This window comes from Ruegeria sp. HKCCA5763 (genome assembly GCF_013034545.1).
In the GTDB taxonomy this organism is placed as follows: domain Bacteria; phylum Pseudomonadota; class Alphaproteobacteria; order Rhodobacterales; family Rhodobacteraceae; genus Ruegeria.
Map to the genome: position 1 here is coordinate 159,385 of NZ_WQGF01000001.1, position 19,269 is coordinate 178,653.

Sequence of the window (19,269 nt, forward strand, 5' to 3'; positions counted from 1 at the left end):
GGGATTTGCCATGCTGACGACCGGAAAAGCCATATTGGCAGGTGCAGTGTTTGCCGCCATGATCAGTAGTGTCGCGATGGCGGGCACGGTTGAAGGTACCGCGACGTATCGAGAGCGTATCGCCCTTCCGCCCAATGCAACCCTGTTTGTCGAACTTCAGGATATTTCGCTGGCCGATGCGCCAGCCGTGACACTTGCAGCGCAACGATATGCACTGACAGGTGTGCCTGCGAAGTTTGAACTGACCTATGATGACGCGTTGATTGAGGACGGGCACAGCTATGCTGTGCGTGCCACGGTCACGACGGGGCAAAGGCTGCTATTCACCACGGACACGGTTTATCCGGTCCTGACAAATGAAGCGGGGAACTCGGCTGACTTGTTGCTGGTCCAAGCCCAAAGTCAGGGAAGTGTGACGATTGAGAACACCGAATGGGTTGCCGCAACCCTGAATGGCGCGCCTCTTGAGACGGAAAAACGCCCAGAGCTGAGTTTTGGGCAAGGCGGGTCCTTTGGTGGCAGCGGCGGCTGTAACCGGTTCAGCGGTCAGGCCGAGATTTCAGGCAACCGGCTCACATTTCCCGACAACATGGCCGCAACCCTCATGGCTTGTCCGCCCGAGTTGGATGAAGTTGAGCGCGCCTTCCTCAAGACGATGCAAAGCGTCACGTCCTTTGCGATGGAAGGCGACGCGCTGGCTCTTCTGAACGGCGACGGAGAGCCGGTGATCAAGCTGGTCCGCAAATAAAGCAGAGGGGCCATCAGGCGACAGCCCTAGACCGCCCTGCGTTGCGCCCCGAAAATATGCAACCGCCCAAGAACGTACCCTCGAGCGCGTTGTAGCCGTGGTAGCCTCCACCGCCGAACCCGGCGACTTCGCCAGCGGCGAACAGGCCAGGCACCACATTTCCATCGCCTCCGATCATCTGGCTGTCCAGGTTGGTTTGCAACCCGCCCAACGTTTTACGCGTCAGAACGTGCAGCTTGACTGCGATCAGCGGGCCGTTGGCCGGATCGAGGAACTTATGCGGTTTTGCTGTGCGGATCAGCTTGTCGCCGCGATAGTTTCGGGCGGCCAGAATCGCCATCATCTGGGCGTCTTTTGAGAATGGATTGTCGACCTGCGAGTCGCGCGCTTCGATCTGCCCGCGCAAGTGCGCCTCGTCAATCAGCCCACCGCCCAGATGGTTCATCCCGTTGACCAGTTCGGTCAACGTGTTGGCGACGACGAAATCCTCGCCATGTTCTTTGAACGCTTCCACCGGTGCGGTTGCTTTGGAGCCTGACAGGATGCGCTGACGGATGACCTCTTTCCAACTGCCGGAGGTAAAGTCCGGGTTCTGTTCAGACCCGGATAGGGCGAATTCCTTCTTGATGACCTTTTGGGTCAGAACAAACCAGCTGTATTCGTATCCTGTTTTCAGGATTTCCTTCAGCGTCCCCAGCGTATCGAACCCCGGCAGGCAGGGCGGTTCCAGACGGTTTCCTTTGGCGTCGAACCACATAGAGCTGGGGCCGGGCAGAATGCGTATGCCATGGGCAGGCCAGATCGGATCCCAGTTGCGGACGCCTTCGGTGTAATGCCACATGCGGTCGCCGTTGATCACATGTCCGCCGGCTTTTTCGCTGATCGCGATCATGCGGCCATCGACATGAAAGGGCACGCCAGCCACCATGTCTTTTGGAGGTTCGCCCAGACGATCCTTGGGCCAGTTCTGCCGAACCATTTCAAAGTTGCCGCCAATACCACCCGAGGTAACGATGACCGACGGCGCATAGGCCTCGAACTCTCCCACTTCGTCCCGGTTGGTCTTTCCGCCACGTTGGGCGGTGTCGTTGGCCAAAACCTCGCCTGATACGCCTTTGGCCGTGCCGTTCTGCATGATGATATGGCTGACTTGATGGCGGAACTTCAGCTGGATCAGACCGGCGCTGGCATGTTCGCGGACCCGACGGATGAAATGCTCCAGAACGCCGGGGCCAGTGCCCCAAGTGATGTGAAAACGCGGAACAGAGTTGCCATGCCCGTTCGCATAGGATCCACCGCGTTCTGCCCAACCTACGACCGGAAACCAGCGCAAACCCATCTGATGCAACCAGGGGCGCATTTCACCAGCCGCAAACTCGACATAACTCTCGGCCCATTTGCGGGGCCAAGCGTCTTCCGCGCGGTCGAACTGTGCGCTGCCCATCCAGTCACGAAGGGCAAGCTCTTGGCTGTCGTGTATGCCCATCCGCCGTTGTTCCGGAGTGTCGACCATGAACAAACCGCCGAGGCTCCAGAACGCCTGACCACCCAGAAAGCTCTCGGGCTCCTGATCGACAATGATGACCTTTTTGCCCCGGTCGCCCAGTTCAGCTGCGGCGGCCAGTCCGGCTAGGCCTGCGCCGACGACAATCGCATCTGCTGTGTTCTTGGTCATGAACTGTCCTTTCAGCGTCGTCGAAACCAAACGAGGAACGGCAGCACGACGGCATACATCGTGATCCCGTAGACTGCGGACGGCAGGGCCAGAGGGCTAAATCCGCTCTCTGTGCCTGTGATTAGGGCCGCCAGTGTAATGCCCAGTGTCGAGTTCTGGATGCCAGTGTCAATTGATATGCTTTTACACTCGGCCCATGACAGATTTGCAGCACGTGCGATCCCCAGCCCGATAAGCAAAAGGGCCATGTTAAGCGAGATCAGACCGGTGCCCATGATGCCCAGGTTATCAATGAAAATCTGCCAGTTTCCAGCCAGGGCGGCCACGACAATCAATACAAACAAAACGGTTGCGAGCGTCGAAAGTCCGCCCTCGATGCGGTTTGCAAACCCGGTTGCAAACCTGCGAACTCCGACCCCAATGGCAACGGGAAGGGTTGTGATCAGAAACATGGCAATGGCCAGACCGCTGATCGACACATCAGGTGCGTTTTCCCCCATGAAATAGGTGATGGACCACGCGGCCAGAAAGGGCACTGTCAGGATTGACAAGATGCTGATCACCGCAGTCAGGCTGACGGAAAGCGCCACGTCACCCTTGGCCAGCTTGGTCAGTATGTTGCTGGTCACACCGCCCGGGCAAAAGCTGAGCAGCATGAAGCCAACTGCGATTTCAGGGGGCAGTCCAAACAGTGTGACGGTGAAGAACGCAGCAATGGGCAGAAGTACGACCTGACATACCGCACCAATTGCAAAAGGATATTTCCGGTTCAGCACACGCCGGAAATCCGCGATCTCTAGCCCGATGCCTAGGGACAGCATTATGGTGGCAAGCGAGATCGGCAGGCCGACATTGATGAGCAAATCCAAGAACAACTCCTCCCAAAGTCGTTTCGGATCAGCCTATGCGAGCATGAAAGGCGCAGGCAACCGCGCCGTTAGGTCACTTGTAGCGTTCGACGAAGCGGCGCAGGATTTCGCCGGGTTGGGTGACGTCTGCGGCGTTGCAGATGTCGATCAGGCGCTGGGCGTCTTCGGGCGGGAAATAGCCGTGATGTTTGTAGATGTTGATGCGCTGCTCAAAGTCTCTTGCATCCGCTTCGGGGTGAAACTGTGTGGCATAGACGTTCTGACCAAAGCGGATCATCTGAAACGGGCAGGGGTCTGAGGCAACAAGATGTACGCAGCCTTCGGGCAAAGCCTGAACAGCTTCTTTGTGGCCAACGAAGGCGTCGAACTCCAGGTTCAGCCCGGCTGTCAGTGGATCATTGGCACCATCGTCCGTCAGGCGGCAGGCTGACGGTCCGACCGGTTCGCCATAGCGGGCTTTGCTGACTTCACCGCCCAGATGTGCGGCCAGAACGCCCAAACCATAGCAGCAGCCCATGAAGGGGTGATCCTGCGCCGTGATCTGCGGCATGAGCCCCATGACCGCACCTTCGATCTTTGCATCCAGTTCAGATTTCGTCGCGGGATCATCGCTGACACAGCCGGGACCACCGCCAACGATGACACCTGCATAGTCTGTTACATCCAAACTTTCAGGCAGGTCCTCACAATCCAGCCGGATACGGTGGGTTTGCTCGGGCGCAAGGCCAGTCTTGTCCAGAATCGAAGCATATTCGGCGTCGGATGCATCCGTTTCCGGGCGCAGTTGCAGGATCAAAAAGCGTTTCATATGCTGCCTTTACCCGTCAAAGCGGCCAGAAGACAAGGATGGCAGGTATGGAAACCGCGATGATCAGCACCTCAAGCGGCAGACCCATGCGCCAGTAATCGCCGAATCGATAGCCTCCGGGGCCCAGAACCAGCGTATTGTTCTTGTGTCCAATTGGCGTGAGGAACGCGGCCGAGGCAGCTACCGCAACCGTCATCAGGAATGGGTCGGGTGAAACCTCGAGCGTGCGGGCCATTTGGATACCAACAGGGGCGGCGACAATGGCGGTGGCAGTGTTGTTCAGCACATCCGACAATGTCATGGTCACGATCATCAACACAGTCAGGATCGCCCAAGCGGGCAGACCATCGGTCAGTTGGATCAGCGCATTTGCAATGAGTTCAGTCCCGCCAGAGGTCTCCAAAGCACTGCCAAGTGGGATCATCGACCCCAGAAGGACAACCACCGGCCATTCGATGTGATTATAGATGTCGGCAATTGGCATGATCTTGGTCAGCACATAAGCGATGACAACCAGACCCAAAGCTATCGGCAGGTAGATCAACCCAATACTTGCGGCCAAAACGGCGGCAGCAAACAGGCCGATGGCCAGCCACGCTTTATCGTTTGCGGTAACATTCAGGCCGCGTCCGGCAAGGGGCAGGCAACCCAGCCACTCCGTCACATCCGCAGCGCGGTCGCGCGGGCAAAGCAGCAGCAGGATATCGCCGGGTTCCACCTCGGTTTTGCGAACCTGTTGGGTGATTTGTCGCCCCTGACGTGAGATGCCCATCAGCACTGTACTCTGCCGCCAGGCCAGTCCAAGACCCTGTGCGGTGCGCCCGGTGATGCGGGCGCTTTCCGGCACAACCACCTCGATGACTTCAAGCCCGTCGCCCTCAGCCGTCAGTAACTCCTGCCGTCGCGTGTCCGAAAAGTCGAGATTCAGCGCGGCGCGAAATTCGTCCAACGCCTCGGGTCGGGCCTCCAAAACCAGTGCGTCGCCTTCCTTCAGCGTGGCATGGGCGGATCGGCCATAACGCCTCTTGCCATCGCGGATCAGACCAATGATGGCGACATCAGATTTTTCAGCTGCCTCATAGAGCTCACTCACGCGTTTTCCGATATGGATCGAACCCGGCGGGATGGTTAGTTCGGCGATATACTCGGCCAGTGCTTCTGAGGTTTCAGTTTGCGGCCCGCGGTTAGGGATCAGACGCCAGCCGACCAGAGCGACAAAGGCAAGACCCGCAATTGCGGCTATCCCGCCCACGGGCGCAAAATCAAACATGTGAAACGGCTCGCCCAGCGTCTCGGCCCGGATCGACGCGATGATGATGTTCGGAGGGGTGCCGATCAGGGTCGCCATCCCCCCCAGAATGGTTGCAAAGCTCAGCGGCATCAGTGACAGACCCACAGACCGCCCGGCTTTGCGTGCGGTCTGGATGTCCACCGGCATAAGCAAAGCCAGCGCAGCCACGTTGTTCATGAAGGCAGATAAGACCGCGCCGATCCCGCCCATCAGGGCAATATGCGCGCCCAGCCCCCGTGAGGCATCGACCAAAGTGCGGGTAATCATGAAAACCGCCCCCGAACGGACCAGCCCGGCCGAGACGACCAGCACAAGTGCCACGATGATGGTGGCCGGGTGGCCGAACCCTGCAAAAGCGTTATCCACCGGGACAACGCCTAGAACAACGCCGATCATCAGCGCGGCAAAGGCCACAAGGTCGTATCGAAACCGACCCCAAAGCAACATTCCAAAGACTGTGATGAAAAGCGCAAAAAGAATGATCTGATCTGTTGTCATGCCGTCACCATACAAGCCAGTGGTACTGTCGCAAGCCGCTCTCTTGATCCTGCCCCCCGCAAACGTCTATATGAGCGCCGAACACGCAATCACGATGACGAGGACGCATTATGGCAGGCCACTCCAAATGGGCCAACATCCAGCACCGCAAGGGACGTCAGGACGCCGCGCGGTCCAAACTCTTTTCCAAGCTGTCGAAAGAGATCACCGTCGCTGCCAAGATGGGCGACCCTGATCCCGACAAGAACCCGCGCCTGCGTCTGGCCGTAAAAGAAGCCAAGTCGAACTCGGTCCCGAAGGACGTGATCGACCGCGCAATCAAGAAATCGGTCGCCGGTGAAGGCGACGATTATGAAGAAATCCGCTACGAGGGTTACGGCCCGAACGGTGTCGCGGTGATCGTCGAGACCATGACCGACAACCGTAACCGCACCGCCTCGACCGTGCGTTCGACCTTTTCCAAGAATGGCGGCAATCTGGGCGAGACGGGCTCGGTCGGGTTTATGTTCGACCGTAAGGGCGAGGTTGTCTATCAGGCGGATGCCGGCGATGCGGATACGATTTTCGAAGCCGCGATCGAGGCCGGGGCCGAGGATGTCGAAAGCTCGGAGGATGGTCACATCATCTGGTGCGCCGATACCGACCTGAACGATGTATCGAGCGCGCTGGAAGAAGCGTTGGGTGAATCGGAATCGACCAAGCTGGTATGGAAGCCCACCACCACGACCGAGCTGGGGCTGGAAGATATGCAAAAGCTGATGAAGCTGGTGGATGCGCTGGAAGACGATGACGACGTGCAACGCGTTACGACCAATTTCGAAGCCACTGACGAAGTGATGGCGCAGCTCTGAAAAAGCGCAAGATGCGGTTTGGAAACCCGGCCAACCTGGTCGGGTTTTTTCGTTTCCGGGCGATTTCCAATGGTTGTTGGCGGAATCCGCGGATGCGCTTAGGTTGGGCGGGTATTGATCTATGGAAAGATGCGACCGCAAGACCCATGACGCCCGAGACACCCGATGCTGCCAAACGCAATGTGCCTGTTCTGACTGGGCAGAGTATTATTTCTCAGGTTGCGTGGACCCTTGGCAGCCCATCGGTGGTATTGCCGTTTCTGGCGGTGTCTTTTGAGCTGCCAATGTTCGTGGCGGGTGCTTTGGTTTCGGTCCGGATGGTCGGCAGCATGATATCTGACTTCTTTCTGGCGCAATCCGTAGCGGCAAAATCTCAGAAGAAGCGGGCCATTGCCCTGACCGAAGCTGTTATCGGCGCTTGCCTGGTGACGGCCATGGCCGCCGCCGCGACCGGGATCGTTCCGCTGATTGCTGTGATCTTCGTTTCGGTTTTCTTTGTGATCGGCTTGGTGGACGAGGTCCAGAACCTCATGTTCACCGACCTGCTAGGCGATCATCTCCATTCACGCTCGCGCATGGTGATGCAATATTTGCAGCTTGGGGGTGGCGGCCTGTGTGCCATTGGCCTTGCTCTGCTAGTGCATCAGATCACCAAGGAAAACCCACCGTTTTCAAGACATTCCACCATGATCGGCGTGTCTGTTGCATTCTTTATGTTTTCGGGGCTTCTGATGTTGGCAATGACCGAGAACGCAGGCACTGCTGAACCGGCAAAGAAAGCTGAAACCAAACCAAAACTGTCATTTAGGGCCAATGTTCAGGGTATTCTGAGCATGTTCGAATTCCCTTGGTTTCGGCGCTTCATGATCATGCGTATGCCGTTGGTGGCGGTCACGCTCTCTGTTCCGTTCTTCGCGTTGATCGCGGCAGAGGCGCATCACAGTTCGGCACAAGGTCTGACTGCGATGATCGTGTCTTCTGCTTCAGGGTACCTTGTTTCGGGGCCATTATGGCAATTCGTGAACATGAAGTCCCATCGCGCTGTTATGATGGTTGGAACCTTGATGGTGGCTGCCACCGGAAGCGTCCTTTTGGCGTTCCACTTCTTGGGCATCGATCACGATGTGCATCTGCATGCCATCGCTTTGTTTGTTGTCACCGTGGCGGTGACGGGGATCAGCAGTGCACGCAAGCTGTATTTTCTGGATATCGCTCCCAAAGATCTGCGCGTGCAGGGGACGGCTGCGGTCAAATCTATTACTCGTTTGTCAGCTGTGCTTCTTTCGGCGGCCCTGGCCGCAGTGGCCCATATGCATGAGGTCGCATTGGCGGTCGCCTTCATTGTCGCCGCCAGCCTGGTGTCCTGCGTCACATGCTATCGAATGATGGAGCCTGTCCGGGAAGACGTATCCCAGCCGCAGGAGTAAAGCGCTTGTTCTCAAAAAAACGAAGAGATCTCGTTCAGGGGTTTCTTCAACTTTGCCACGGCTGGCACCGTGGCGGTTTCCGAAGGATGTCCCACTGCAATGATCATCGTCGGTTTCTCTGACGCGGGCCGGTCCAGCGCGTCGTTCAAAAACCGCATCGGGTTCGGGGTATGGGTCAAAGTGCTGAGACCGGCATGGTGCAGTGCAGCCAGCAAAAAGCCGGTGGCAATGTTCACGCTTTCCGGCACGTAGTAGTTCTTGTATCGCGTCCCATCTTCGAATTGTCCCCAGCGCTGGGCGAACACCACGAGCAGCCAGGGTGCAAAAGTCAGATTCTCTTTGACTGCGTTGGTGCCGATGGGCTCAAGCGCTTTGATCCACTCGTCGCCCGCGCCGCCCGCATAGAACCGGCGTTCTTCCTCTTCGGCCTCTTCGCGGATGCGTTGCTTCAGGTCAGGGGCGGAGATCGCAGCAAAGTGCCACGGTTGGTGATTGGCGCCAGAAGGCGCAGTGCCCGCTGTGCGCAAACACGTTTCGATTACAGAGCGGTCCACGGGGCGGGGGCTGAAATCCCGCACCGTATGGCGCTGGCGCATCTTGTCGTAGAACTGTTGTGCGGCACCTTGCATGTCCGCGTCGCTGATCTCGGATCGGTCCGGCAGGGGAATGGGATTATAGCTGAGGGCATCGCGTGAGAACATCGGTTCCTCCGAAACTGTGGTGTGCGATCAGTTCGCGCTGGGCGGTAACAGGACCTGCTTGGCGGCACGTCGAACGGCATGTGTAAGCGGTTTGAGGGCGGGTGCAAGTACGCGACCGACCTGCCAGTTGAGGGCAACATCCAGCGGAGCATTAGCGAGGAGGGGTTGCAACCGCCCGTCTTCCAAGGCGTCTTTGGAAAGGACTGCTGGGTTCATGCCCCATCCCAGACCGGCAATCGCGGCATCCACGAACCCGTTCGAGGACGGCAGGAAATGAAACGGCGGCGAAAGGTTAGGCGCGGCATATTGCGAAAGCCATGCCTTCTGCAGACTGTCCTTTTGGTTGAAAACCAGGCATGGCGCTTTGCCGAGCGTGCCCTCGTTAACACCATCCTTGAACCACGTTTCGATGAAGGCAGGGCTGGCTGTGGGCAGGTATCGCAGGACACCCAGCGGCGTCACATCACACCCTGTAACAGGACGCCCGCCTACTGTGACGGCGGCGCTGACCTCGCCGCGTTTCAACCACTCGGCCGAATGGTCCTGATCGTCGATGACAAGATCAAACAGCATATCGGGTACTTGCGCCATTACATCGATAAACCAAGTGGCCAGTACATCAGCAGGCACAGCAATGCGAACCCGCGCCGATACAGGATCCTGTTCCAAAGCCAGCTCACGGACCAATTGCGCCTCAAGCAGTCCAACATCCTCGGCATATCGGGCAATGCGCAGCCCTGCGGGTGTTCCGGTGCAAGGTGTACCCCGGCGGATCAGCGCCGCACCAACACGATCCTCCAGCGCCTTAATGCGCTGGGAAATTGCCGAAGGCGTGACAGCCAATTCCATGGCTGCGGCCTCAAAGCTGCCAAGCCGCAGAATGGTTGACAATGCGGAAAGTTGATTGGGGTCTAGCAACATTAGTTTTGCTTAATTCGGAATAGAATCTTTAATTTGATAGATTCCCCGATGGGGCTTAGTCAACGCTGCCAAAGCGCAGGAGGTTCCATGCCCACATCCACGATCGCCGGTTTTGCACTGGGTTTCAGCCTGATCCTCGCGATCGGTGCGCAAAACGCCTTTATTCTGCGGCAGGGGTTGCGGCGCGAGCATGTATTTGTTCTGTGCCTGACCTGCGCGATATCTGATGCGCTGCTGATCGGGGCAGGTGTCGCGGGATTTGGTACGCTCGCGCAGGCGGTGCCGTGGTTCGAAACCGTGATGCGTTATGGCGGGGCCGCGTTCCTAACTTGGTATGGGCTGCGCAGCTTGCATTCGGCATGGCGGGGCGGCGCGGTGATGGAGATTGGCAATGGCCAGCGCACCAGCCTGAAGGCCGCGTTGCTTACGGTACTCGCGTTCACCTGGCTGAATCCGCATGTCTATTTGGACACAGTGGTCTTGATCGGTTCAATCTCGGCGCAGTATGACGACCGTCTGGGGTTTGCGCTGGGCGCGATGACCTCCAGCTTTGTGTTCTTCTTCTCGCTTGGATACGGCGCGGGTATTTTGTCGCCTGTTTTTACGAGACCCCGGGCGTGGCAAGTACTGGATGCCGGAATTGGCGTCGTCATGCTGGGTATCGCACTGAAACTTGTTGTCATGTGAAGGGTTGTTCCTGGCTCGGTTTCGGTGTTCAACCTAGGCCATGACCTCACACACCGTTTCGTCCCGTCCTCTTGCAGGCATGTTCTGGATGTTTGCCGCCGGGCTGTCTTTTGTTGTAATGACAGCTTTGGTGAAGTCGCTGGGCACGACCATCAACCCGATTCAGGCTGCGTTCCTGCGATACGCCCTGGGCTTGGCGTTCCTTCTTCCGGCACTGCGGTCGATCATGGCGACCAAACTGACACCCCGGCTGTTGACCCTGTTCGGGGTGCGCGGGGTGGTTCATGCGGTTGCTGTTATGCTGTGGTTCTTTGCCATGACACAGATCCCCTTGGCAGAAGTCACGGCCATGAATTACATGACGCCCGTTTACGTGACTTTGGGCGCGGCCCTGTTTTTGGGGGAAAAGCTGGCCTTTCGGCGGATCGCGGCAATTCTTGTTGCTTTGGTTGGTGTGCTGATCATCTTGCGGCCCGGGTTTCGAGAGGTGTCAGCGGGCCATCTGGCTATGCTGGGGACGGCGCTGACACTGGGCGGTTCTTATTTGCTGGCAAAACTGTTGGTGCGGGATGTGCCACCTTCGGTCGTCGTGGCGCATTTGTCGATTTGGGTGACGCTTGCGCTGATCCCATTTGCTGTGGCCGTCTGGACGCAACCCAGCTTGCGCGATCTCGGGGTTCTGTTTCTGGTGGCCTGTTTTGCCACCGCCGGTCATTATTTCATGACGCTGGCCTTGCAGGCTGCACCTGTGGCCGTCACGCAGCCGATCACGTTTCTTCAACTCATCTGGGCCACATTGCTGGGCGCAGTCGTGTTCCATGAAAGCGTTGATATCTGGGTCGTCGCCGGAGGCACATTGATCCTGTGCGCCGTCAGCTTCATCTCATGGCGCGAAGCAGTCCTGAATCGTCGAGACTTGACGCCCCCGAGTATTGCTCCGAAGCTGTGATACCGGCACCATCGAGACCTTCATTGATTGACGAGTCAATAAAAAACTCCTAGTTTGGAGTCATAACGCCTGTTCAGGGGGTCATGATGCCAAAAGTTGGAATGGAGCCAATCCGCCGCGATGCTATTGTCCGCGCGACAATTGCCGAGCTGGGTGTGCAGAAATCCCTTGATGTTACAGTTAGCCAAATTGCGAAACGGGCAGGTATGTCCAGCGCGCTGGCGCATCATTATTTCGGCGGCAAGGATCAGATTTTTCTGGCGGCGATGCGTCAGATCCTTTCGGATTTCGGTGATGAGGCGCGGGCCAAACTGAAGGCATCTGCTCCGGAAGGCCGGGCGCAGGCGATCATTGAGGCGTGTTTCGCCCCCTCGTGTTTCACACCTGACGTGATCGCTGCGTGGATGACCTTCTATGTTCTGGCGCAAACCAATGATGATGCACTGCGCTTGTGGCAGATCTATCAGGCACGCATCCGTTCAAACCTGATCCACGCTTTGCGCGCCAGGATGCAGGACCCGGTTGAAGCTGCTGAAAACATGATTGCTCTTATTGACGGGTTGTACATCCGCGCGGCGCTCAGCGCGCCGGAAGAACCGCAACTGGCCGTGTCACACGCGAAACGCGTGCTCAACACTCTGCTCGAGGCTGAAAAATGACAAAACCGAACGTTCTGATCCTGATGGTGGATCAGCTGAACGGAACCCTCTTTCCCGACGGTCCCGCAGACTGGCTTCATGCCCCGAACTTGAAGAAGTTGGCCGAACGTTCGACCCGGTTTGCAAACGCATACACGGCGTCGCCGCTCTGCGCGCCGGGGCGGGCCAGCTTTATGTCCGGTCAATTGCCTTCGCGCACAGGCGTCTATGACAACGCAGCTGAGTTCCGCAGCGACATCCCCACTTACGCACACCATTTGCGCCGGGCCGGGTACTATACCTGCTTGTCTGGCAAGATGCATTTTGTCGGTCCTGATCAGATGCACGGGTTCGAAGATCGTCTGACCACCGACATCTATCCGGCCGATTTTGGCTGGACCCCGGATTATCGAAAACCGGGCGAGCGGATCGACTGGTGGTACCACAATATGGGTTCTGTCACCGGTGCGGGTGTGGCCGAGATATCAAACCAGATGGAGTATGACGACGAGGTTGCCTATAACGCCAAGGCCAAGCTCTATGATCTGGCGCGCGGTAAGGATAATCGTCCGTGGTGCGTGACCGTCAGCTTCACGCATCCCCACGATCCATACGTCGCCCGTCGCAAGTACTGGGACTTGTACGAGGATTGTGAGCATCTTCTGCCTGAGGTCGCTGATATCGGCTACGACAATCAGGATCCGCACGCCAAGCGGATCTTCGACGCCAATGACTGGCGTAGTTTTGACATCACCGAAGAAGACATCCGCAAATCCCGCCGCGCCTATTTTGCCAATATCTCCTATCTGGATGACAAGATCGGTGAGATCCTCGAAGTGCTGGAAACCACCCGGCAAGAGGCGATCATTCTCTTCGTCTCGGATCACGGCGATATGCTGGGCGAACGTGGCTTGTGGTTCAAAATGAACTTCTACGAAGGTTCAGCGCGTGTGCCGCTGATGATTTCATCCCCTGATCTGCCTGCCGGGCGGATTGACACTCCGGTGTCTACTATCGACATAACGCCAACCCTTGGGGCATTGGCAGGGGTCGATATGGATGAAATTGCACCGTGGACGGATGGTGAAAACCTAGTGCCTCTTGCGCAGGGGGGCGAGCGCACCGCGCCGGTAGCGATGGAATACGCGGCAGAGGCATCTTATGCGCCGCTGGTCTCGTTGCGCTATGGCAAGTGGAAATACAACCGCTGCGCGTTGGACCCTGATCAGTTGTTTGATCTTGAGGCTGACCCTCACGAAATGACCAATCTGGCAGACAGCCCCGAACATGCAGGTACGCTACAAACCTTGCGCGCAAAATCCGAAGCCTGCTGGGATCTGGATCGTTTTGACGCCGAAGTCCGAGCCAGCCAGGCAAGGCGCTGGGTCGTCTATGAGGCGCTGCGCCAGGGTGGATATTACCCGTGGGATTACCAGCCGCTGCAAAGAGCATCGGAACGCTACATGCGCAATCACATGGATCTGAACGTCGTCGAGGAAAACGCCCGCTTCCCGCGCGGCGAATAACCTCGTCATCTTTTCGAAAATACTCCCGCCGGAGGCATCCAGCCTTCTCGGCGGGGCAGGAGTTATGGAAATGGAAGCAGATTTTGTCATCGTTGGCGCCGGCTCTGCCGGATGCGCAATGGCATATCGTCTGAGCGAGGCAGGGGCCTCGGTTCTGGTGATCGAACATGGCGGCACCGATGCAGGGCCGTTCATCCAGATGCCAGCGGCGCTGAGCTATCCGATGAACATGTCGCGCTATGACTGGGGCTATCAATCCGAGCCTGAGCCGCACCTGAACAATCGCCGTCTGGCCTGTCCGCGCGGCAAGGTGATAGGCGGTTCGTCCTCGATCAATGGAATGGTTTATGTGCGCGGCCATGCGCGCGATTTCGACACCTGGGCCGAGATGGGTGCAGACGGGTGGTCCTATGCTGACGTACTGCCCTATTACAAGAGAATGGAAAGCTGGCATGATGGCGGCCATGGCGGGGATCCGTCGTGGCGCGGTACAGATGGCCCGCTGCATGTTTCGCGCGGTCCACGTGAAAACCCCCTGTTTAAGGCGTTTGTCGACGCGGGCCAGCAGGCCGGATACGAGGTCACGGGCGACTATAACGGCGAAAAGCAGGAAGGTTTTGGCCCGATGGAGCAGACCGTCTGGAAAGGACGGCGTTGGTCCGCAGCAAATGCCTATCTGAGACCTGCACTAAAACGCGAAAATTGCGATATCGTTCGGGGCCTTGCTTCCAAAGTCGTGATGGAAAACGGTCGCGCCACAGGGGTGGAATTGATCCGTGGCGGCAAGAAAGAGGTCATTAAGGCTCGGCGTGAAGTTGTTCTGGCATCGTCGTCGATCAACTCGCCCAAGCTGTTGATGTTGTCCGGAATCGGCCCGGCAGCGCATCTGGCTGACCATGGAATCTATATTGTGGCGGATCGTCCGGGGGTTGGCGCAAACCTGCAGGATCATCTGGAACTTTATATCCAACAAGCCTCTTTGCAGCCGATTACATTGTACAAACACTGGAACCTATTCAGTAAAGGTCTGATCGGTACGCAATGGCTGTTTACCAAGACGGGTTTGGGGGCGTCGAACCAGTTCGAAAGTGCAGCCTTTATCCGATCGAAACCTGGTGTTGAGTACCCTGACATTCAGTATCATTTCCTGCCCATGGCAGTGCGCTATGACGGGCAGGCAGCAGCGGAAGGCCACGGATTCCAGGCGCATGTCGGTCCGATGCGGTCTCCGTCGCGTGGATCTGTTACGCTGCGATCTGCTGAAGCTGCGGATGCGCCAGTCATAAAGTTCAATTACATGAGCCACGAAAAGGATTGGGAAGATTTCCGGACCTGTATCCGTTTAACGCGCGAAATCTTTGGTCAGGACGCGTTCAAACCCTATGCCGGCAAGGAAATCCAACCGGGCGCTTCTGTGCAATCAGACGAAGAACTGAACGGCTTTATCGCGGAACATGCGGAAAGCGCCTATCATCCTTGCGGTACCTGCCGAATGGGGCGAGCGGATGACAAAAACGCAGTGGTCGATCCCGAAGGACGCGTCATCGGTGTGGATGGGCTGCGTGTTGCGGACAGCTCGATCTTTCCTCAGATCACAAACGGCAATCTCAACGCACCGTCAATCATGGTGGGTGAGAAAGTGTCGGATTCCCTGTTGGGCAAAGACCCGTTGCCCAAAGCCAATGACCGGCCTTGGATCCACCCGAACTGGGCAACGGCACAGCGTTAACCTTTTGACATGCCCCCGCTTGAATACGCGTGATTTCAGGCGCATATCGGGGACATGTTAAGAATTTGTTTAGCTTTTGTTCTCTTTCTGCCATCTGTCGCGTTGGCCGCAGAACGATTTATGGGGCAGATTCACGTGATCGACGCCGATACATGGGGTGTGGGCGGAGTCCGGGTTCGGTTGCATGGCATTGATGCCCCCGAGATAGATCAATCCTGTCATGACACCGAAGGTTCTCGCTGGCCATGTGGTGCGTGGGTTACGCAGGTCGTTCGGCAGAGGTATCAGGGTAAAACAGCGACTTGTGTGCCATTGGACCGGGATCGCTATGGCCGGGTTGTCGCAAAATGCACGTCGGGTGGGCAGGATGCAGCAGATCAACTGGTGCGGCAGGGCCTAGCCTTTGCCTGCCTCAAATATTCCAGTGCCTACGCCAGCGTTGAGAGGGACGCAAAAAGCCGAAAATTGGGGCTTCATCAGCAGTATATTCAAGTGCCTTGGGTGCACAGGGCGGCGGGAAAGTCACGATCGACAGTGAGTTGTCGGATCAAAGGGAATATCTCTGCGAAAGGGGACCGAATTTTTCACGTACCGGGCCAAAATTTTTATGCCAAAACTGAGATTGATATGTCCAGGGGCGAACACTGGTTTTGTTCTGCCGCTGAGGCTCGCGCTGCGGGATGGCGCGCGTCTCAGCGATGAAATTTGCGTCAAATTGATCCGCGTCAAAGCGAGCGCCGCCGGACGCATCTACGACTCATTTGCAACAACTAATTATGGAGCGAACAGGTATGTCCCACACCCCGCATGAACTGGCAGAAGAGTTCCCGGACAAAGTAGAACTGATGAGCCAGCTCAAACAGTCGGACGCGCATTTTGCCCGGCTTGCTGATGAGTATCACGAAATCAATCGCGTGGTGCATCGGGCAGAAACCAATGTTGAACCGATGGAGGAATTGGCCGAAGTGGATTTGCGCAAGAAGCGGGCAGCGTTGAAAGACGAAATCTGGGCGATCTTGTCCAAAGCCTAAGCCAAAAGGCGGGGGCTCTGCTCCCGTCGCGGCCTTGGCCGCGATTCCCCCGAGGTATTTCTGGCCAGATGAAGATCAGGTGACTTCGTAGGGCAGAGTGCCGCGTAAATCGGTGTCGATGCTGAGGCGACGTTCCAGGGGCGGGACCGAGCGCTGGTGGCAGGTTTGCCGTTCGCAGATGCGGCAAGATATGCCAATCGGTTCGTAAGAACTGGCATTGTTGATATCGAGGTTGTCGGCGTAGACAAGCGCCGGAGCATGCCGAACCTCGCACCCCAAGGCAATCGCATAGCGCCGGACAGGCGCGCCGAATGACCCGCCGGATTTCGATACATCTCGCGCAAGCGAAATATAGCGAACTCCATCTGGCGTTTCCGCCAATTGCCGAAGAAAATGCCCTGGTGTTTCAAAGGCCCGATGCACGTTCCACAAGGGGCATGCGCCGCCAAATCGCGCGAATTGAAGACGGGTGGCCGAGTGCCGCTTGGTGATCGTGCCAGCCTGATCCACGCGAACGAAAAAGAATGGGATACCTTTTGCTCCGGGGCGTTGTAGCGTCGATAGCCGATGGGCAATCTGTTCGATCGAAGCGCCAAATCGATTGCTCAGCAGTTCCAGATCGTGGCGCTCCTCTTGCGCGGCGGTCAGGAAGGTCGAATAAGGCATCAAAGACGCGCCGGCGAAATAGTTGGCCAGTCCAATCTTTGCAATTGACCGGGCCTCTTCGCTTTGAAACTTTGCAAAATCCAACGTTGCTTCCAGCAGCTTGTCCTGGCTGATCAAAGCAACTTGTAACAGCAATTGAAACACTTGGGTTTGCGGAGCAGCGCGCGAGGACAGGCGGAGAATCTTGCTTTCAGAATCGTATCTGCGCAGGGGGTCCATGTCTGAAAAAACGACCTGAATACCGCGTTCTGAAAGGCTGTTCAGGGCGGCCTGCCGAATCCCACCGGGCCCGTCTGCCCGGTTGGAAAACAATTCTGCTGCCCTGTCCACGGCGTCGATATAGTTGTCGCAATAATGAAAGAAATCCCGCACCTCTTCCCACGGGCTGGCCTGAATGCGGGCATCTTCCCGACCCAGTGCTTCGTCCAGTGAGGCCAGGCGCTCGTGAGTTTGGCGGTAGGTTTTGTGTAATTCGATGAATGCGCGGGCCAAAGCGGGGGCGTTCGAGGCGGTCAGGCGCAAATCGGCCAGCGGAGGTTGAATGTCGGCAAACACCGGGTCGGCCAATGCCTCGCGCATGTCGGAGACAAGGCGTTCGCTATCGCCTGTGCTGAGTTCGGTCACGTCCATGCCGAATTCTTGTGCCAGAGCCAAAACAACCGTTGTTGAAATCGGTCTGTTGTTGTTCTCCATTTGATTGGCGTACGGGAGGGACACGCCGAGCTTGTTCGCAAACTCCTTCTGGGTGAGGTTAAGTCGTTGTCTTATCTCACGAAGTTTCGCCCCGGCGTATAGTCTTTTCATCGTCATATCGTCTCTCCTCGGGACACTTCGGGGTCACATATGTCACATCGGGACACATTGTGTCACTCCTGCGATCTGAGTGTATTTCTCGGTCAATCAAAAAATAGCCAAGAGAAGCTTTGTGCATCAGAAATCTGATACAGTTTATGCGGATACTTCCACCCCAAGTGCTTACAGCAGTTTCGTAATCTAGTTTTTCCCGCAAGCTCAATGCAGACGTCTAACGTCAATACTCAGGAGTGGGATCTCACTTTTTCTTAGGACAGGGTAGCAAGTTCGCGAGGTCACGTTTTGCTTGCCGCCTGCATTTTCCTTAAAAATTTCTCGGAACTCTAAAAGTGCTGCGGCCGAGGATTCTGAGTATACCCATTCAGACAACAGTAAACTTTCGGCCATCAAGCCGTTTGAATAGAGAATGAAATGCCCATCCAACAAGATATGATAGTAGTCGACACTATCTATTTCTCGGTCAACTGTTACACCTTGTCGTCCAACGAGGAATTTTGCTGGCAGCAGCACACTATTAGTTCCAAAAAGTAACTCGTATTCTGGTTTCTGAAGGCAAATTCTATGTTGAGGTGACAACTTCAAGCTGCGGAGAGGTGTGTTTCGTCCAAGGCTGCTTGGTGAGAAAATTATGGGTCTGAGGTGATCTAGTTCTGGTCTCCCAAAAACAACTTTTGCGTGACCAACCCAAAGGACGGGTTTTGTGCCATCGTTTGTGCATATCATCTGTCCGGGCTTTAGATCTTCAACTGGTATTGGACCGTCAATTGTTTCTATCAACGTTCCTTTTCCAAAGCATGGGGGGGGCAAAGGCACTAAACCGTTTGGAGGATCTGTGGGATCCGGACCGGTGTTCCAAGGCGGACCGTCGACGTACGTCGGACCATCTCCCGGGGCATAAGTTCCATCGCCCGGGTTGATAGGTATCCCATCCCCGGGGCCACCGATTAGATCGAAGTCGCTGTCTTTTCCCCATCCCACTGCGTCGACGGGGTTTCCGCTGCTGTCAGCGAGCACAATCGCGTCCCTTTGGCCGGAAGGCGAATTCAAAGGTCCGAGAACTTGCCTATAATAAATAAAGCCGTCGTCAGGTTGGGCAACATAGGGCATATCCGTCGCAACTGGTTCTAACCCGACGAGGCCAGAGCCGTTGCCAGACTGTTGGTACTCTCCAATAAAAAAGCCACTTACGTCTTCTGCTGGGAGAGCGCGGATGAAGACCTCACCAGTATTGGTGTTTACGGAGTAAATCTCTGCCATATTGGCAAAACTTTAGTTAGTTTTGCAGTGACATCAAGGTTTTTGATATATTGTTATGTGAATGTTCTGGCATACCGCCCTCTTTTGAGTGCGTTCCTATTGAGGCTACGTGTAATGGCCCCCAATCCTGCAAGAATTGCAATATCGGTGTGACACATCTATTTGAAATCCTTGCGATTCAGAG

Annotated in this window: 18 protein-coding genes; 10 read left to right on the top strand and 8 right to left on the bottom strand. The window is 56.5% G+C overall.

The genetic code is table 11. The annotated features are described in order from the left end of the window. The first annotated feature begins 10 nt into the window (after window positions 1-10). On the top strand, window positions 11-748 hold the full coding sequence (locus GOV89_RS00810) for a YbaY family lipoprotein (protein WP_171237204.1): 738 nt from the start codon (window positions 11-13) through the stop codon (window positions 746-748). Between the two features lie 13 nt (window positions 749-761). On the opposite strand, the gene GOV89_RS00815 is transcribed toward GOV89_RS00810, so the two are convergent. The 4 genes from GOV89_RS00815 to GOV89_RS00830 form a co-directional block, all read right to left on the bottom strand. After that, window positions 762-2,423: an FAD-binding dehydrogenase gene (locus tag GOV89_RS00815; RefSeq protein WP_171237205.1), complete on the bottom strand. Its 1,662-nt coding sequence runs from the start codon at window positions 2,421-2,423 to the stop codon at window positions 762-764. Window positions 2,424-2,434: 11 nt separating this feature from the next. Then, a complete protein-coding gene (locus GOV89_RS00820; protein ID WP_171237206.1) occupies window positions 2,435-3,292 on the bottom strand; it encodes a bile acid:sodium symporter family protein in 858 nt (285 codons plus the stop codon). Between the two features lie 73 nt (window positions 3,293-3,365). Beyond that, entirely contained in the window at window positions 3,366-4,100 is a 735-nt protein-coding gene (locus tag GOV89_RS00825) for a glutamine amidotransferase (protein WP_171175479.1), read from the bottom strand. A gap of 16 nt (window positions 4,101-4,116) precedes the next feature. Beyond that, window positions 4,117-5,889 carry an SLC13 family permease gene (locus tag GOV89_RS00830; protein WP_171237207.1) on the bottom strand — a complete coding sequence of 591 codons (1,773 nt, stop codon included), beginning with the start codon at window positions 5,887-5,889 and terminating at the stop codon, window positions 4,117-4,119. A 110-nt stretch (window positions 5,890-5,999) separates the two neighbouring features. Here GOV89_RS00830 and GOV89_RS00835 point away from each other — a divergent pair, with 110 nt between their 5' ends. After that, window positions 6,000-6,740, top strand: a complete 741-nt coding sequence (locus tag GOV89_RS00835; protein WP_171175476.1) for a YebC/PmpR family DNA-binding transcriptional regulator — start codon at window positions 6,000-6,002, stop codon at window positions 6,738-6,740. A 92-nt stretch (window positions 6,741-6,832) separates the two neighbouring features. Then, entirely contained in the window at window positions 6,833-8,167 is a 1,335-nt protein-coding gene (locus tag GOV89_RS00840; protein WP_254451487.1) for an MFS transporter, read from the top strand. Between the two features lie 11 nt (window positions 8,168-8,178). Here GOV89_RS00840 and GOV89_RS00845 read toward each other — a convergent pair whose 3' ends face one another. Together GOV89_RS00845 and GOV89_RS00850 are read right to left on the bottom strand one after the other, a co-directional pair. Beyond that, window positions 8,179-8,868, bottom strand: a complete 690-nt coding sequence (locus GOV89_RS00845; RefSeq protein WP_171237208.1) for a nitroreductase family protein — start codon at window positions 8,866-8,868, stop codon at window positions 8,179-8,181. A gap of 27 nt (window positions 8,869-8,895) precedes the next feature. Further along, window positions 8,896-9,789, bottom strand: a complete 894-nt coding sequence (locus GOV89_RS00850; protein ID WP_171235473.1) for a LysR family transcriptional regulator ArgP — start codon at window positions 9,787-9,789, stop codon at window positions 8,896-8,898. An 87-nt stretch (window positions 9,790-9,876) separates the two neighbouring features. On the opposite strand from GOV89_RS00850, the gene GOV89_RS00855 reads away from it, so the two are divergent. The 7 genes from GOV89_RS00855 to GOV89_RS00885 all read left to right on the top strand — a co-directional run bounded on the left by GOV89_RS00855 (window position 9,877) and on the right by GOV89_RS00885 (window position 16,349). Next, window positions 9,877-10,476: a LysE/ArgO family amino acid transporter gene (locus GOV89_RS00855; protein WP_171175467.1), complete on the top strand. Its 600-nt coding sequence runs from the start codon at window positions 9,877-9,879 to the stop codon at window positions 10,474-10,476. A gap of 40 nt (window positions 10,477-10,516) precedes the next feature. Further along, window positions 10,517-11,425 (top strand): DMT family transporter, encoded by a 909-nt coding sequence (locus GOV89_RS00860; RefSeq protein ID WP_171175465.1) that lies wholly within the window; start codon window positions 10,517-10,519, stop codon window positions 11,423-11,425. A gap of 86 nt (window positions 11,426-11,511) precedes the next feature. Beyond that, window positions 11,512-12,084 (top strand): transcriptional regulator BetI, encoded by a 573-nt coding sequence (gene betI, locus GOV89_RS00865; protein ID WP_171175463.1) that lies wholly within the window; start codon window positions 11,512-11,514, stop codon window positions 12,082-12,084. Next, window positions 12,081-13,589, top strand: a complete 1,509-nt coding sequence (betC, locus tag GOV89_RS00870; protein WP_171237209.1) for a choline-sulfatase — start codon at window positions 12,081-12,083, stop codon at window positions 13,587-13,589. Before betI ends, betC begins: the two co-directional genes overlap by 4 nt. Before the next feature lie 70 nt (window positions 13,590-13,659). Then, on the top strand, window positions 13,660-15,318 hold the full coding sequence (gene betA / locus GOV89_RS00875) for a choline dehydrogenase (protein WP_171237210.1): 1,659 nt from the start codon (window positions 13,660-13,662) through the stop codon (window positions 15,316-15,318). 120 nt (window positions 15,319-15,438) lie between these two features. Beyond that, window positions 15,439-16,020 (top strand): thermonuclease family protein, encoded by a 582-nt coding sequence (locus GOV89_RS00880; protein ID WP_245223225.1) that lies wholly within the window; start codon window positions 15,439-15,441, stop codon window positions 16,018-16,020. Between the two features lie 89 nt (window positions 16,021-16,109). Then, window positions 16,110-16,349: a YdcH family protein gene (locus tag GOV89_RS00885; protein WP_171175447.1), complete on the top strand. Its 240-nt coding sequence runs from the start codon at window positions 16,110-16,112 to the stop codon at window positions 16,347-16,349. A 75-nt stretch (window positions 16,350-16,424) separates the two neighbouring features. Here GOV89_RS00885 and GOV89_RS00890 read toward each other — a convergent pair whose 3' ends face one another. After that, window positions 16,425-17,825 carry a short-chain fatty acyl-CoA regulator family protein gene (locus GOV89_RS00890; protein ID WP_171237211.1) on the bottom strand — a complete coding sequence of 467 codons (1,401 nt, stop codon included), beginning with the start codon at window positions 17,823-17,825 and terminating at the stop codon, window positions 16,425-16,427. 201 nt (window positions 17,826-18,026) lie between these two features. Further along, the gene (locus tag GOV89_RS00895; RefSeq protein ID WP_171237212.1) at window positions 18,027-19,085 is read right to left on the bottom strand and encodes a Hint domain-containing protein; all 1,059 of its coding nucleotides are present in this window, start codon (window positions 19,083-19,085) and stop codon (window positions 18,027-18,029) included. Between the last annotated feature and the right edge of the window lie 184 nt (window positions 19,086-19,269).